Origin of the sequence: Streptomyces sp. NPDC048288 (assembly GCF_043201555.1) — a bacterium.
GTDB lineage: Bacteria > Actinomycetota > Actinomycetes > Streptomycetales > Streptomycetaceae > Streptomyces.
In genome coordinates, this window is the sequence record NZ_JBICZD010000001.1 from 350,439 (window position 1) to 365,963 (window position 15,525).

Here is a 15,525-nt window from a genome sequence, read left to right on the forward strand (position 1 = left end):
TGGAGATGCGCCTCGAAGGCGTGGGGGGTGTGAACGGGTTGCATCAGCGGTACATGAGCGTGCTCTTGCGGGTGAGAGAGGGGCGGCGTACGCAGGCTTTCTCGGCGGGAACGAAAGTTCTCTCCTCGAATGCGTGACCCTCAGTGGCGTGGGTCGTTGGGGAAGGTGATGGGTTTCTGCGACGTCGGATCGGGGGGTGACGGGGATGGGTGGGCTGCGCGCAGTGGCGGTGCCATTCGTAGTCCCCGGCCCTTCCGGGGTGGCGGTTCGTGACCGGCTCAAGGGCCTGAGGCCCGGGGATGAGAAGGTCCTGAGACTGGTCGGTGACCACCTGGGGTCGCTCGCCTCCGGTGATCTGAAGGTGCGTTGCGCGACCGGGCCGGAGTATGACGGTGAGCGGTGGGCGCAGCGCAAGAAGTCTCTGACCGTGGAGTCCTCCTCTCGCTGGGCCGGGTCGATCACAAAGGCCACGCATGACCAGTGGGCTTTGGCCCGCCGCGCCTCGCTCGCGTATATCCACAGCCTCCAAGCGGCAGTGCGTACGATCACACGCCGGCTGTCCTTGCCCGTCAGAGAGAAAGGCGCCAAGCACACGCCGGGTGGCTATCGCAGCCGGCAGGAATGGTTCACCAAGTCCCGCCGCCTGCACGCTCTTCAAGGCAGGCTGGAGGCGGCACTGTCCGACTGGCGGGCTGGAGTGGTTCATGTGGTGCGCGGTGGCAAGCGCCTGTTGAACACCCGGCACCACTTGGATGCGGCTGGGCTTACCGAGGAGCAGTGGAGGTACCGGTGGCAGGCCGGCCGCCGTTTCCTGCAGGCCGATGGCGAGTCCGGCAAGCGGTACGGCAACGAAACCATCCGCGTCAGTCCCGAGGGTGAGGTCTCCCTCAAACTGCCTGCTCCGCTGGCGCATCTGGCGAACGCACCGCACGGTCGGTACGTCCTCGACGGCAAGGTGTCTTTCGCGCACCGAGGTGAGCGGTGGGCCGATCGTGTCACCGCCAACCGGGCCGTCGCCTACCGCATCCATGAAGACGTGGGCCGGGGTCGCTGGTACCTGACCGCGTCCTGGACTGTCTCGCCGGTCCAGACCGTGCCACTGGAGGTGGCCCGCGCGAACGGCCTCGTAGGTGTCGACACCAACGCGGACCACCTGGCCGCGTGCCGCCTGGATGAACACGGCAATCCTGTCGGTCGGCCCGTCCGCTTCGACTACGACCTCACCGGCACCGCCGACCACCGTGACGCGCAGGTCCGGCACGCCTTGATGCGGCTGCTGCACTGGGCCAAGCGCCACCGCCTCGCCATCGCGGTCGAGGATCTCGACTTCCAGTCGGAGAGGACTCGCGAGAAGCAACGCAGCCACAAAGGCCTCCGCAAGCTGATCTCCGGCATGCCCGTGGCCAGGTTGCGTGCTCGGCTCGTCAGCATGGCGGCCGAACTCGGCATCGCCGTGATTGCCGTTGACCCCGCCTATACCAGCAGGTGGGGAGCCCAGCACTGGCGAGAGCCCTTGACCACCAGGAACAGGAAGGCCACTCGTCACGACGCGGCAGCGGTGGCGATTGGAAGGCGCGCCCTGGGGCACCCGATCCGGCGACGGACGGCACCGCCCCGCACCCACCTGAGTGATGGGTGCGGGCATCGGACCGTCCAGGCCGGACCGGTGGGACTCGGGCGTGAGGGAAACCGCCCCCGCATTCCCGGACCACGGACGCGATCCGTGCCGCCCGGGCGCCGGGAGAACGCGGTCAACCAGAACACCCAAGACCGTTCGGGGTGTTCGGCTGAGCATGGGTTCTGGCAACAGGACTTACTCCCGCTCGGTCTCGAGGAACGGTGGCGCTGATGTGAGGAAGATTTAAGGGCCCCCGACATGTCATGTCCATAGCGCCTCCATGGAGATGTGTGTGGAGGTGGGGTGGGTGGAGAATCCGTTCTGTGACCAGCCGCGACCCTCGCCACCTCCCGTTCTTCGTCTACGGCACGCTCCGCCCCGGCGAGATCAACCACGACGCGTTTTTGCGCGGGCGCACGGAGACGGAGGAACCCGGCCGGCTGGCGGGCGCGGTGCTCTACGACGGGCCCGGCTATCCCTACGCGGTCGAGGAACCGGAGGGAGAGGTGCGCGGCGAACTCGTCGGCGCGCGCCCGGAGTCGTACGGCCGAATGCTGCTGGAACTCGACGCGTTGGAGGAGTGCGTGCCGGGCGACCCGGCGAGCCTCTACGTGCGTGTGGAGCGGGATGTGGTGCGGCTGCGGGACGGGGCCGCCGTCCGGGCCTGGGTGTACGTCGCCGGGCCGGCCGTGGCCGAGAAGCTGCGTGCCGAGGGGCGGCGGATCGGCGGGGGCGACTGGCTGGCGCGCTGAACCGGAACGGGCCGGGAGCCGGAGCGGGCCGGGAGCCGGAAGAGGTCTTAGGGCCGCACCGTTTCCACCCGCACCGCGCACGCCTTGAACTCCGGCATGCGCGACGTCGGGTCGAGGGCCGGGTTGGTGAGGGTGTTGGCGCGGCCCTCGCCCGGCCAGTGGAAGGGCATGAAGACGGTGTCCGGGCGGATCGTGGCGGTGATCCGGGCGGGGGCCACGGCCCGGCCGCGGCGGGAGACCACGGCCAGCGGGTCGCCGTCGGCCGCGCCCAGGCGTGCCGCGAGGCGCGGGTGCAGTTCGACGAAGGGGCCGGGCGCGGCCGCGTTGAGTTCGGCGACGCGGCGGGTCTGGGCGCCGGACTGGTACTGGGACACCACCCGGCCGGTGGTCAGGAGCAGCGGGTACTCGTCGTCCGGTTCCTCGGCGAGCGGGCGGTGGGTGACGGGGGCGAAGCGGGCCCGGCCGTCGTCGGTGGCGAAACGGTCGAGGAAGAGGCGGGGGGTGCCGGCGGACGCGGGTCCTTCGGCGGGGCAGGGCCAGAACACGCCCTGTTCCTCGGCGAGTCGGCGGTAGCTGATGCCCGCGTAGTCGGCGGGGCCGCCCGCGCTGGCCCGGCGGAGTTCCTCGAAGACCTCCTCGGGGTCGGCCGGGAAGCCCTTCTCCACGCCGAGGCGGGCGGCGAGGCCGTGCAGCACCTCCAGGTCGCTGCGGACCCCGGCGGGCGGGGCGACGGCCCGGCGGCGCAGCAGCACCCGGCCTTCGAGGCTGGTGGTGGTGCCGGTCTCCTCGGCCCACTGGGTGACCGGGAGGACGATGTCGGCGAGGGCCGCGGTCTCGGACAGTACAACGTCACATACCACCAGCAGGTCCAGCGCCCCCAGCCGCTCCTCCACATGCCCCGCCCGCGGCGCCGACACCACCGGGTTCGACCCCATCAGCAGCAGCGCCCGCACCTCCGTCCCCAGCGTGTCCAGCAGCTCGTAAGCGCTGCGCCCCGGCCCCGGCAGGCTGTCCGGGTCCACGCCCCACACCCCGGCCACATGGCGGCGCGCCTCGGGGTCGGTCAGCTTGCGGTAGCCGGGCAACTGGTCGGCCTTCTGGCCGTGTTCGCGGCCGCCCTGCCCGTTGCCCTGCCCGGTGAGGCAGCCGTAGCCGGACAGCGGACGGCCCGCCCGGCCGGTCGCCAGGCACAGGTTGATCCACGCGCCGACGGTGTCGGTGCCCTTGGACTGCTGCTCGGGCCCGCGCGCGGTGAGCACCATCGCGGCCTCGGGCGCGCAGAACAGCCGTACCGTCTCCCGGAGTTGTGGAACGGACACCCCCGTGATCCGTTCCACGTACTCCGGCCAGTGCGCCATCGCCGCCGCCCGCGCCTCCTCCCAGCCGGCCGTGCGCCCGGCGATGTACGCCTCGTCGGTCCGGCCCTCGGCCACCACCAGGTGCAACAGGCCGAGCGCGAGGGCGAGATCGGTGCCGGGGCGCGGGGCGAGATGCAGATCGGCCTGTTCGGCGGTCTTCGTCCGGCGCGGGTCGACGACGATCAGCTTGCCGCCGTTCTCGCGCAGTTCGGCGAAGTAGCGGAGCGCCGGCGGCATGGTCTCGGCGAGGTTGGAGCCGACCAGGATCACGCACCCGGTCCTCGGGATGTCCTCCAGCGGGAAGGGCAGACCCCGGTCCAGGCCGAAGGCCTTCGTGCCGGCGGCCGCCGCGGACGACATGCAGAAGCGGCCGTTGTAGTCGATCTGCGAGGTGCCCAGCACCACCCGGGCGAACTTGCCGAGGGCGTACGCCTTCTCGTTCGTCAGCCCGCCGCCCCCGAACACCCCGACCGCGTCCGGGCCGTGGGCCGTGCGCACCGCCGTCAGCCCGGCGGCGGCCCGGTCCAGCGCCTCCTCCCAGGAGGCCGGCACCAGCGCGCCGCCCTTCCGCACCAGCGGCGAGGTCAGCCGCACCGCGGTCGACAGCACCTCGGGTGCCGTACGGCCCTTGCCGCACAGCGCGCCCCGGTTGACGGGGAAGTCCGCGCGCTCGGAGACCTCGACGCCCCCCGTGGGCAGGGGCGACAGGGCCATGCCGCACTGCAGGGCGCAGTACGGGCAGTGGGTGGGCGTCGAGGCGGTCTCCATGCGGCCAGCGTGCTTCCGGCGTGTTACGGGACGTGACAGCCGCGTGTTACGCGACCGGGACGACGGCCTCCCCGCCGGGCCCCGGCCCACGTGAGCGCCGATACGGCCGGGGCCGCCGATGCCCCCTGTGACGGACGGCATCCCCTGTGGCTCATTCCGTACCGCCGTTGGCCGGTCACGCACCGTTGAGAGTTCAAGGGGCCGGACTACAGTCGTCGCCACCGCTGCTCCGCAGGACCCCGCACGGCGTTCGACACACCGGCCGGGCCCGGGCCCCCCGCCGCACCCGGACTCGGCCTCCCCCCACTCGAAACAGCCAGCCAGGAGGTCTCCGAGCCATGCCTCTGCGTCACCTCACCCCCCGCGACCAGCACCTCTTCTGGCAGTACGGCCGCGGCCCCGGCGCACCCGTCCACGAACCCCTCGTCCACCGCGCGATCGAACGGCACGCGATCGCCCACCCCCACTCCGTCGCCGCCGAACACCACGGCGCGACCCTCACCTACGGCGAACTCGACCGCTACGCCGCCGTCCTCGCCGCCCGCCTGGTCCGCGAGGGCGTCCGCCCCGGCGACCACGTCGGCCTGTTCACCCGCCGCTCCATCCCGATGCTGGTCGGTCTGCTCGCCGTCCTCAAGACGGGCGCCGCCTACGTCCCCCAGGACATCGGCCGCACACCTCCCGCCCGGCTCGCCCACGTCGTCCGGACCGCCGGCACCCGCGTGATCCTCACCCTGAAGGAACACGCCCCGCGCGTCCCGCTCCCCGACGGCCACCGGCTGATCGCCCTCGACGACCCGGCGCCGTACGAACCCGGACCGGCGCGTGCGCTGCCCGCCCACCCCGACGACGGCTGCTACGTCGTGTTCACCTCCGGCACCACCGGCCGCCCCGACGGGGTGAAGGTCACCCACCGCAACGTCACCAACCTGCTGCTCACCGAACCCGGCGGGCTCGGCATCCGCCCCGGCGACCGGGTCGCCCAACTCCTCGACATCGCCTTCGACATGGCGGCCTGGGAGATCCTCGGCTGCCTTACCCACGGCGCCACCCTGGTCATCCGCGGCAAGGACATCGCCGCCGCGGCCCGTACCGCGACCGTCCTGGTCGCCACCCCGACCGTGCTGTCCGGCATCGACCCCGCCGCCTGCCCGCGCGTCCGCACGGTCGCCGTCGCCGGGGAGCCCTGCCCGCGCCCGCTCGCGGACCGCTGGGCGCGCCGGGCCGCCTTCTTCAACTGCTGCGGCCCGACCGAGGTGACCGTCGTCCACACCATGGGCCGCCACGACCCGGCCGCCGGACGGCTCACCATCGGCCGGCCCACCCCCAACAACACGGTGTACGTCCTCGACGCCGACCGCCGTCCGCTGCCCGTCGGCGAGGTCGGCGAGATGTGGGCGGGCGGCGACTGCGTCCCGGCCGGCTGCCTCGGCGACGACGCCCTCACCGCCGAGCGGTACGCCCCCGACCCCTTCCTCGGCGGGGGCCGTGCCATGGTCCGCACCCGCGACCTCGGCCGCTGGACCCCCGACGGCGACCTCGAACACCTCGGCCGCACCGACGAACAGGTCAAGGTGCGCGGCTTCCGCGTCGCACTCGACTCCGTCTCCTCGGTGCTGGAGTCGCTGCCCGGCTGCCGCCGCGCGGTCACCCTCAAGCGCGACGCCCACAGCCTGGTCTCCTTCGTCTGCCCGGCCGACGTGGACCCCCGCGCCGCGCGCCGCGCGGTCGCCGACGCCCTGCCGTACTACTGCGTGCCCGCCGAGGTCGTCCCGCTGCCCGCACTGCCCGAGACCGACCACGGCAAGATCGACAAGACCACGCTGCTGAGGCTGGCCGAGGAACGGACGGCCGGGGCCGGAGCCGGGGCCGGGGCGCGGTGACCACGTCGGTGTGCTCCCGCTCAACCCGTGTCTGCGGGTGGGTGGGGGCTGGTCGCGCCCACGCGGCGGAGCCGCACATCGATACAGCCCCGCGCCCTAGGGGCGCGCCGCAGCCAGGGCGTCGGCGACCCCTGGTTCCTTCTTTCCCAGGAACTGGGGGTTCGGCTCGAAGACGACGTCCAGGGCTGCCTTGGTCGCCGCCAGGACCTCCCTGGTCCCGCCGTAGTACCAGGTGACGTCGTGCTTGGCGTCGACGCCGACGCCGTACGACGTCACGCCCGCGGCCTCGCAGAGGGCCACCGCGCGCCGGATGTGGAAGCCCTGGCTGATCAGGATCGCGCGGTTCACGCCGAAGATCTTCTTGGCGCGGACGCAGGAGTCCCAGGTGTCGAAGCCGGCGTAGTCGCTGACGATGCGCTGGGCGGGGACGCCGTGCCGGGTGAGGTAGGCGCGCATGGCGTCGGGCTCGTCGTAGTCCTTGCGGCTGTTGTCGCCGGTGACGAGGACGACCTTGATCCGGCCCTCCTTGTACAGCTCCGCCGCCGCGGTCAGGCGGTTGGCGAGGTACGGCGACGGTTCGCCGTCCCACAGGCCCGCGCCGAAGACGACGGCGACGTCGGCGCGCGGCACGTCCGCCACCGAGTGCAGCCGGCCGGTCGTCGACACGTACAGCCAGGTGGAGGGCAGCAGCGCCAGCACGCATCCGGCCATCACGCCCTGCACCAGCCGCCGTCGGCCGGTACGGGTGCGCGGCAGCCGCGGTCGGCGGATCTTCATACGGTTGTTCCCCCCTGTCGGCTTCGACCTTGGAGGACGCAGCGCGGGACGTTCCGGTTCGCTCACACCGTGCGGACGTGTGGCGTGAAGTGCCGGAAAACACTCGTGACGGTCAGGCAACGGCGGTGCAACCTCGCCCGGCGAGGATCCTCGCATGACCGTGACCGACCTTTCCCCGCGCCCCGGCCCGCCCGCCCTGGTCCTGGTGGCCCACGGCAGCCGCGACCCCCGGGCGCTGGCCACCGTGCGGGCGCTCATGGAGCGGGTGCGCGAGCTGTGCCCCGGCCTGCCCGTGCACCTCGGTCACATAGAGCTGAACGAGCCGCTGCTCCCGGACACCCTCGCGGCCCTCGGCGACGCCCGGGCCGTCCTCGTCCCGCTCCTGCTCAGCCGCGGCTACCACGTCAAGCAGGACATCCCGGAGATGGCGGCGGCCTCGGCGGCCCGGACGCGCGTCGCGGAGCCGCTGGGCCCGCACCCGCTCCTGGTCGACGCCCTGCGCGAACGGCTGCTGGAGGCGGGCTGGCGCCCCCGGCCCGCGAGCGCCGTGATCCTGGCGGCGGCGGGCTCCCGCGACCCCGACGCCAGGGTCGACACCGCCCGCACGGCCGACCTCCTCGCGGCCCGCCTGGGCGTCCCGGTCCTCCCGGCCTACGCCTCGGCGGCGACCCCGACGGTCCCGGAAGCGATCACCGCCCTGCGGGCGAGGGGGCGCCGCCACATCGCCATCGCCTCCTACTTCACGGCCCCCGGCCGCTTCGCCACCGAGTGCGCGGCGCACGCCCCGTGGATCGCCTCGGCCCCCCTGGGCGCCCACGACGCGATGGCCGAACTGATCCTCCACCGGTACGAGCGGGCCCTGGCAACGCCGGTGACCGCGGCCGCCTAGGGGTGCGTGGATCGCCGCGGGTGCGTCGTGGTTGATCGCGCAGTTCCCCGCGCCCCTTTCAGGTCGGTCCAGTGGACCCACCTTCTTGGGGGCGCGGGGAACTGCGCGACAAGCCCCCACGCACCCGCACCCGCCCGACAACGCAACTTGGCGGATCAGTAGGCGCACCAAACCCCCATTTGTCACCCCCGCCGCTTACTGTCGAACCATGGCAGTCCCCGCACCCGCACCCCCGGCCTACGACCCGGCGTCAGCCGACCGCTGGGCCCCCGAACCCGACAAACGCCCCGGCCGCACCGCCTTCCAGCGCGACCGCGCCCGCATCCTGCACTCCGCCGCCCTCAGAAGGCTCGCCGGCAAGACCCAGGTCGTCACCCCCGGCACCTCCGCCCAGGCGTGGGACGCCAGCCCCCGCACCCGCCTCACCCACTCCCTCGAATGCGCCCAGGTCGGCCGTGAGCTGGGTGCCGCCCTCGGCTGCGACCCCGACCTCGTGGAGGCCGCCTGCCTCTCCCACGACCTCGGCCACCCGCCCTTCGGCCACAACGGCGAACAGGCGCTGAACGAGTTCGCGGACGACTGCGGCGGCTTCGAGGGCAACGCCCAGTCCCTGCGGCTCCTCACCCGGATCGAGCCCAAGCGGTTCACCCCGGAGGGCTCCGTCGGCCTCAACCTCACCCGTGCCGCCCTGGACGCGGCCACCAAGTACCCGTGGCCGCGCGGCGCGCACCCCACCGACCCGGCGTCCCCGAAGTTCGGCGTGTACGAGGACGACCGGCCGGTCTTCGACTGGGTCCGCAAGGAGGCCCCCGGCACCCGCACCTGCTTCGAGGCACAGGTGATGGACTGGTCCGACGACGTCGCCTACTCCGTGCACGACGTGGAGGACGGCCTGCACGCGGGCCACATCGACCCCAACTGCCTGCACGCGGAGGCCGAACGGCAGGAGGTGTACGCCGTCGCCGTCGGCCGGTACGTGCCCGCCGGCACCGACCCGGCCGAGCTCGCCGCCGCCCTGGACCGGCTCCAGGACGAGGAGTGGTGGCCGCACGGCTACGACGGCACCGCGGTCGCCCAGGCCCGCCTCAAGGACGCCACCAGCCAGCTCATCGGCCGGTTCTGCCTGGCCGCGGAGGGCGCGACGCGCGAGACGTACGGCGGTGGCCGGCTGACCCGCTACGGTGCCGAACTCGTCGTACCGCGCGAGGCACGGATGGAGTGCGCGGTGCTGAAGGCGATCGCCCACCGGTATGTCATGCAGCGCGCCGAACAGGAGCGGATCCGCGCCGATCAGCGGGTCGTGGTGGCCGAACTCGCCGAGGCGCTCACCGCCCGCGCCCCCGACGGCCTGGATCCGCAGTTCCGGGCGCTGTTCGACACGGCGGGTGACGACCTCGCCCGTAAGCGGGTGATCGTCGATCAGATCGCCTCGCTCACCGACGCCTCCGCGCGCTCGTTGCACGCGAGACTGACGGGGCGTATGTGAACGATCTGTGACCTTGTCTGACCCGATCAGGTCATGATCGCGTCAGCGGGGGGCACTCCCTCTTCCCGCATCACGCTGCGTGCGGGAGGCTCACAGTGCGGCGCATGTGGGCGGCATATGTGGCGGCACCCTTACGAGGAGGCATCAAGTGGTCGACGCGGACCAGACATTCGTCATCGTCGGAGGCGGACTCGCCGGCGCGAAGGCGGCCGAGACGCTCCGAGCCGAGGGCTTCAGCGGCCGGGTGATACTGATCTGCGACGAACGCGACCACCCCTACGAGCGCCCGCCGCTCTCCAAGGGCTTCCTGCTCGGCAAGGCGGAGCGCGACAGCGTCTTCGTGCACGAGCCCGCCTGGTACGCGCAGCACGACATCGAACTGCACCTCGGCCAGACCGTCGACCGCATCGACCGCGCCGCCCGCACCGTCCGCTTCGGCGACGACGGCACGATCGTCCGTTACGACAAGCTGCTGCTGGTCACCGGTGCCGAGCCCCGCCGCCTCGACATCCCCGGCACCGACCTGGCCGGCGTCCACCACCTGCGCCGCCTCGCGCACGCCGAGCGCCTCAAGGGCGTCCTCGCCGCCCTCGGCCGGGACAACGGGCACCTCGTCATCGCGGGCGGCGGCTGGATCGGCCTGGAGGTCGCGGCGGCGGCGCGGACGTACGGCGCCGAGGTCACCGTCGTCGAGCACGGACCGACCCCGCTGCACGGTGTGCTCGGGCCCGAACTGGGCAACGTCTTCGCCCAGCTCCACCAGGAGCACGGGGTCCGCTTCCGCTTCGGGGTGCGGCTCACCGAGATCGTCGGGCAGGACGGCATGGTCCTGGCCGCCCGCACCGACGACGGCGAGGAGCACCCGGCGCACGACGTCCTGGCCGCGATCGGCGCGGCACCGCGCGTCGGCCTCGCCGAGGCGGCCGGGCTGGAGATCGCCGACCGGGAGCACGGCGGCGGCATCGTCGTCGACGAACGGCTGCGGACCTCCGACCCGGACATCTACGCGGCCGGTGACGTGGCGTCCTTCCCGCACACCCTGTTCGGCACCAGGCTCCGCGTGGAGCACTGGGCCAACGCCCTCAACGGCGGCCCGGCGGCGGCCCGCTCGATGCTCGGGCAGGAGGCGGTGTACGACCGGGTGCCGTACTTCTTCACCGACCAGTACGACCTGGGCATGGAGTACAGCGGATGGGCGCCGGCCGGGTCGTACGACCAGGTGGTGATCCGCGGGGACGCGGGCAAGCGGGAGTTCATCGCCTTCTGGGTGAAGGAGGGCAGGGTGCTCGCCGGGATGAACGTGAACGTGTGGGATGTCACAGAGGACATCCAGAAGCTCGTCCGCAGCGCGGAACCGGTGGACACCGAGGCCCTCGCCGACCCCAAGACCCCCCTCGGCAGCCTCCTGCCCTGACCCCTCCGTGGTCTCTCCGGGCGACGGGACTGTCGGTCCGCCCCCGTAGAATTCACGCGTGGCAGGACGGATCAATGACGAGGACGTGAAGGCGGTACGGGACGCGGTCCCGATCGACGCCGTCGTGTCCGAGTACCTCCAGCTGCGCAACGCGGGCGGCGGGAACCTCAAGGGACTCTGCCCGTTCCACGACGAGAAGTCGCCGTCCTTCCAGGTCAGCCCCAGCAAGGGACTCTTCCACTGCTTCGGCTGCCAGGAGGGCGGCGACACCCTCACCTTCGTGATGAAGGTGGACCACCTCTCCTTCTCGGAGGCGGTGGAGCGGCTGGCCGCCCAGGCCGGCATCACCCTGCGCTACGAGGAGGGCGGGTACAACCCGGCCCACCAGCGCGGCGAGCGGATCCGGCTGGTCGAGGCGCACAAGATCGCCGCCGGCTGGTACGCGGAGCAGCTCGCCACCAGCCCCGAGGCCGAGACCGGCCGCCTCTTCCTCGCCGAGCGCGGCTTCGACCAGGCCGCCGCCGTCCACTTCGGCGTCGGCTACAGCCCCCAGGGCTGGGACCACCTCACCCGCTATCTGCGCGGCCAGGGCTTCACCGACAAGGAGCTGCTGCTGTCCGGGCTGTCGCAGGAGGGCCGGCGCGGCCCGATCGACCGCTTCCGCGGCCGCCTGATGTGGCCGATCCGGGACATCGGCGGCGAGGTCGTCGGCTTCGGCGCCCGCAAGCTGTACGAGGCCGACAACGGGCCCAAGTACCTCAACACGCCCGAGACCGCGATCTACAAGAAGTCCCAGGTCCTGTACGGCATCGACCTCGCCAAGCAGCACATCGCGAAGTCCAGCCGCGCGGTCGTCGTCGAGGGCTACACGGATGTCATGGCCTGCCACCTCGCCGGGGTGACGACGGCGATCGCCACCTGCGGCACGGCCTTCGGCGGCGACCACATCAAGATCCTCCGCCGCCTGCTGATGGACAACGGCTCGGCCCGCGTCATCTTCACCTTCGACGGCGACGCGGCCGGCCAGAAGGCCGCCCTGCGCGCCTTCGAGGACGACCAGAAGTTCGCCGCCGAGACGTACATCGCCATCGCACCGGACGGCATGGACCCCTGCGACCTGCGCCTCGCCAAGGGCGACGAGGCGGTCGCCGACCTGGCCGAACCCCGCACCCCGCTCTTCGAGTTCGCGCTCCGCCAGATCGTCGCCCGCTACGACCTGGACACCCCGGCGGGCCGCGCGGCCGCCCTCGACGAGGCCGCGCCGATCGTCGCCCGGATCAAGAACAGCGGGGCCCAGCACGAGGTCGCCGTCCAACTGGCCGGCATGCTCGGCATCCTCGACACCCAGTTCGTGGTCAAGCGGGTGGCCCAGCTGGCCCGCTGGGCCCGCGAGAAGGGCGGCAAGGGCCCCGGCCCCGCACGTGGTCCGCAGCAGCCGTCGTACGACGCCCCCGCCGGCCGCCGGACCGCCTCCGGCCCCGCACTCAACCTCCGCAACGCCGTCTTCGCCACCGAGCGCGAGCTGCTGAAGCTCGCCCTGCAGCGCCCGGAGCTGGTCTCCCCGGCGTTCGACGCGTACGGCCTCGACGAGTTCACCGCCGAGCCCTACGCGGCCGTACGCCTGGCCATCATGGAGGCGGGCGGCGCCGAGTACGGCGTCCAGGACCCCCAGGAGTACCTGGTCCGCGTCCGCGAGACGGCCCCCGACGACACCGTCCGCGCCATGGTCACGGAGCTCGCGGTCGAGGCGATCATGCGGCGCACGGTCGACGAGAACTACGCGGGCGAGCAACTCGTGACCGTCCGCCGCCGGGCCGTCGACCGCCGGATCCACGAGATCCAGATCACCCTCACCCGCCTCGGCAGCGGCGGCGACCCGGCCCAACTCGCGTCCGTGCAGAACGAGTTGTGGGTACTCCAGCAGTACGGTCAGGCGTTGCGCGAGCAGGGCGCCGCCGCGCTCTGAGGCGGGTGCGGCCGGGCAGGGTAACCGCGCGGTCACGGACCGGACGCAAAAAGTCACCGCACGCCCCTCGTGGCGGCGATGTGTCTTACCCCACACTGGGGTGCGGTGCCTGAGTCCTCGGAGCGCGGCCGGCCCGTCCCGGACGGGTCCCATACCCCCGCCGTTCCACTCATCGCGTACGGGACGGACAGCGGCGAGGCCGTCGTCTCCGCTCCCGAAGTACCGCTGCCGCACCCCCTGGCAGCGATCATCCTGGAGGTCGCCCCCGTGCAGACCCAGACCCTGACCCAGACAGACAGCAGCACGCTCACGGACGAGCCGGAAGCCGACACCGACGTCTACGCCGGTGTGCCGCCGCAGAGCAGGGTGGCGGTGCACCCCGAGACGGAGCCGGAGGCGGAGGGCCCGCCGCCGGAGGAGCTCACGGCCGACGCGCCCGAGACGGAGCCCGAGCCCGCCGAACCGCCCGCCGCCGCCCGCGCCGACACCGGCAGCCCCTCCTCGGACCTGTTCCGCCAGTACCTCCGCGAGATCGGCCGTATCCCGCTGCTCACCGCCGCCGAGGAGGTCGAACTCGCCCGCCGGGTCGAGGCTGGCCTGTTCGCCGAGGAGAGGCTGGGCGGCGCGTCCGACCTCGACAGCGAGCTGGCGCTGGACCTGGACCGGCTGGTCGTGATGGGCCGGATGGCCAAGCGCCGGCTGATCGAGGCGAACCTGCGGCTGGTGGTCTCGGTGGCGAAACGGTACGTCGGCCGCGGCCTGACCATGCTCGACCTGGTCCAGGAGGGCAACCTCGGGCTGATCCGCGCCGTCGAGAAGTTCGACTACGCCCGCGGCTACAAGTTCTCGACGTACGCGACCTGGTGGATCCGCCAGGCCATGTCCCGCGCCCTGGCCGACCAGGCCCGCACCATCCGCGTCCCGGTGCACGTGGTGGAACTCATCAACCGGGTGGTCCGCGTCCAGCGCCGGATGCTGCAGGAGCGGGGCTACGAGCCGACGCCCGAGGAGGTCGCCGCGCATCTCGACCTCGCGCCGGAGCGGGTGGGCGAGGTGCTGCGGCTGGCCCAGGAGCCGGTGTCCCTGCACGCCCCCGTGGGCGAGGAGGACGACGTGGCCCTCGGCGACCTGATCGAGGACGGCGACGCGACGAGCCCGGTCGAGTCGGCGGCGTTCCTGCTGCTGCGGGAGCACCTGGAGGCGGTGCTGTCGACGCTGGGGGAGCGGGAGCGCAAGGTCGTACAGCTGCGGTACGGGCTGGCCGACGGGCGCCCTCGGACGCTGGAGGAGATAGGGCGGATCTTCGGCGTGACCCGGGAGCGGATCCGGCAGATCGAGTCGAAGACGCTCAACAAGCTCCGCGACCACGCCTTCGCGGACCAGCTGCGGGGCTATCTGGACTGACCACCGCCGGCCCGCCGCCCCCCTCCGGCAGCCGGCCCGGACCCCACCCGTCCGGGTGGGGTCCTCCCGTCCCGTGGCGTCACTCGACATGACACATGCGCAAAAACGCAAATGCGTCAACAGGACGGTTATAAGCGTCACATAATGAAATCCGGCGCTGTGTCTGAAAACGAACGGCAATTCGAGGGGGGCTCGTTTATGGCGTCTGGCGCTGCGCGTGGTGCATCCGTCCTGAGAGCGGAGAGGAATCCCTGGCCGGCCGGCAGCCTGCTGGGCGAACTCCCGGCACCGACGCGCGACCATCTGATCTCCTTAGGAAGACCGACACGCTTCACCGGCGGCGAACGGCTGATGCGAGAGGGGGAATCGGGCTCGCACGTGTTCCTGCTGCTCAGCGGCTGGTTCAAGGTGCTGGCCATGACGGAGGACAATCGGGAGGCGCTGCTGGCGGTCCGGGCCGGCGGCGACATCGTGGGCGAACTCGCCTGCTTCGACGACCAGCCCCGGGTCGCCACCGTGGTGGCGTCCGGCACGGGCGTCGCCAACCGGATCAGCAGCCAGGAGTTCCTCGCCTTTCTCGGGCTCTACGACGACGCCGCGCAGGCCGTGATGCGGGCCGTGGCGGGAAAGCTCCGCTGGGCGACCCGGCGGCGCCAGGAGTTCGGCAGCTGCGCGGTCGCCACCCGGGTGGCCCGGGTACTGGGGGAACTCGCCCGGGTCTACGGGCGGGCCGGGGACACCGGTATCTCGATAGGAGTGGCCCTCAGCCAGCCCGAACTCGCGGAACTGGTCGGCGCCTCCGAGCCGAGCGTGCACCGGGTGTTACGGTCCCTGCGCCAGCAGGCGGTCATAGAGACCGGCTACCGGCGGATCCTGGTACGGGACGTGTCCGAACTCAGCCGGATCGCCGGCACGGTCTGGGGCAGCCCGCCGCTCACCGCGTCATCCCTGCCAGGACCAGCCACGCGGCCGCGGCCGGCACCATCGCCGAGACCCAGATGACGGCGCGGGCCGCGTAACGGTTCTTCAGCTCGGCGATCCGGGCGATGGCGTCGGCCGTCGCCCACAGCTCGGTCACCGGCTGCCGGTCGGGGGCGGCCCCCCCCCCCCCCCCCCCCGCCCCCCCGAACCCGTTTGACGCCGCCCCCCCCCCCCTGCCGCGGCGCCTCACCTGCACCCGCACCTGGGCGCACACGGGGAAACCCCACCC

Annotated in this window: 11 protein-coding genes; 9 read left to right on the forward strand and 2 right to left on the reverse strand. The window is 72.5% G+C overall.

Annotation, left to right across the window (positions count from 1 at the left end; all coding sequences use genetic code 11):
* The first annotated feature begins 205 nt into the window (after window positions 1–205).
* Both ACGFZS_RS01515 and ACGFZS_RS01520 read left to right on the forward strand, forming a co-directional pair.
* The gene (locus tag ACGFZS_RS01515) at window positions 206–1,849 is read left to right on the forward strand and encodes an IS200/IS605 family accessory protein TnpB-related protein (protein WP_393793415.1); all 1,644 of its coding nucleotides are present in this window, start codon (window positions 206–208) and stop codon (window positions 1,847–1,849) included.
* Between the two features lie 92 nt (window positions 1,850–1,941).
* Window positions 1,942–2,370 (forward strand): gamma-glutamylcyclotransferase family protein, encoded by a 429-nt coding sequence (locus ACGFZS_RS01520; protein ID WP_393793416.1) that lies wholly within the window; start codon window positions 1,942–1,944, stop codon window positions 2,368–2,370.
* A 47-nt stretch (window positions 2,371–2,417) separates the two neighbouring features.
* On the opposite strand, the gene ACGFZS_RS01525 is transcribed toward ACGFZS_RS01520, so the two are convergent.
* A complete protein-coding gene (locus ACGFZS_RS01525) occupies window positions 2,418–4,496 on the reverse strand; it encodes a molybdopterin oxidoreductase family protein (protein WP_393793417.1) in 2,079 nt (692 codons plus the stop codon).
* A gap of 338 nt (window positions 4,497–4,834) precedes the next feature.
* Here ACGFZS_RS01525 and ACGFZS_RS01530 point away from each other — a divergent pair, with 338 nt between their 5' ends.
* Window positions 4,835–6,379 (forward strand): amino acid adenylation domain-containing protein, encoded by a 1,545-nt coding sequence (locus tag ACGFZS_RS01530; protein WP_393793418.1) that lies wholly within the window; start codon window positions 4,835–4,837, stop codon window positions 6,377–6,379.
* 96 nt (window positions 6,380–6,475) lie between these two features.
* Here the strand turns inward: ACGFZS_RS01530 and ACGFZS_RS01535 are convergent, their stop codons facing one another.
* Window positions 6,476–7,156 (reverse strand): vancomycin high temperature exclusion protein, encoded by a 681-nt coding sequence (locus tag ACGFZS_RS01535; protein WP_393793419.1) that lies wholly within the window; start codon window positions 7,154–7,156, stop codon window positions 6,476–6,478.
* A gap of 154 nt (window positions 7,157–7,310) precedes the next feature.
* On the opposite strand from ACGFZS_RS01535, the gene ACGFZS_RS01540 reads away from it, so the two are divergent.
* The 6 genes from ACGFZS_RS01540 to ACGFZS_RS01565 all read left to right on the forward strand — a co-directional run bounded on the left by ACGFZS_RS01540 (window position 7,311) and on the right by ACGFZS_RS01565 (window position 15,317).
* Window positions 7,311–8,045, forward strand: coding sequence for a sirohydrochlorin chelatase (locus tag ACGFZS_RS01540; RefSeq protein WP_393793420.1), 735 nt, complete (start codon window positions 7,311–7,313; stop codon window positions 8,043–8,045).
* Window positions 8,046–8,253: 208 nt separating this feature from the next.
* Complete coding sequence (locus ACGFZS_RS01545; RefSeq protein WP_393793421.1) at window positions 8,254–9,531, forward strand: deoxyguanosinetriphosphate triphosphohydrolase; 1,278 nt, start codon at window positions 8,254–8,256, stop codon at window positions 9,529–9,531.
* Between the two features lie 148 nt (window positions 9,532–9,679).
* Entirely contained in the window at window positions 9,680–10,945 is a 1,266-nt protein-coding gene (locus ACGFZS_RS01550; RefSeq protein ID WP_393793422.1) for an NAD(P)/FAD-dependent oxidoreductase, read from the forward strand.
* 58 nt (window positions 10,946–11,003) lie between these two features.
* Window positions 11,004–12,911 (forward strand): DNA primase, encoded by a 1,908-nt coding sequence (gene dnaG / locus ACGFZS_RS01555; RefSeq protein ID WP_393793423.1) that lies wholly within the window; start codon window positions 11,004–11,006, stop codon window positions 12,909–12,911.
* A 105-nt stretch (window positions 12,912–13,016) separates the two neighbouring features.
* Window positions 13,017–14,315, forward strand: coding sequence for an RNA polymerase sigma factor (locus ACGFZS_RS01560; RefSeq protein ID WP_393793424.1), 1,299 nt, complete (start codon window positions 13,017–13,019; stop codon window positions 14,313–14,315).
* 351 nt (window positions 14,316–14,666) lie between these two features.
* A complete protein-coding gene (locus ACGFZS_RS01565) occupies window positions 14,667–15,317 on the forward strand; it encodes a Crp/Fnr family transcriptional regulator (protein ID WP_393793425.1) in 651 nt (216 codons plus the stop codon).
* The last annotated feature ends 208 nt before the right edge of the window (window positions 15,318–15,525 follow it).

Coding starts and splice junctions, on each gene's coding strand:
- ACGFZS_RS01525 (WP_393793417.1), bottom strand. CDS start 4,496: ATGGAGACCGCCTCGACGCCCACCCACTGCCCGTACTGCGCCCTGCAG.
- ACGFZS_RS01545 (WP_393793421.1), top strand. CDS start 8,254: ATGGCAGTCCCCGCACCCGCACCCCCGGCCTACGACCCGGCGTCAGCC.
- ACGFZS_RS01540 (WP_393793420.1), top strand. CDS start 7,311: ATGACCGTGACCGACCTTTCCCCGCGCCCCGGCCCGCCCGCCCTGGTC.
- ACGFZS_RS01530 (WP_393793418.1), top strand. CDS start 4,835: ATGCCTCTGCGTCACCTCACCCCCCGCGACCAGCACCTCTTCTGGCAG.
- ACGFZS_RS01535 (WP_393793419.1), bottom strand. CDS start 7,156: ATGAAGATCCGCCGACCGCGGCTGCCGCGCACCCGTACCGGCCGACGG.
- ACGFZS_RS01515 (WP_393793415.1), top strand. CDS start 206: ATGGGTGGGCTGCGCGCAGTGGCGGTGCCATTCGTAGTCCCCGGCCCT.
- ACGFZS_RS01565 (WP_393793425.1), top strand. CDS start 14,667: ATGCGAGAGGGGGAATCGGGCTCGCACGTGTTCCTGCTGCTCAGCGGC.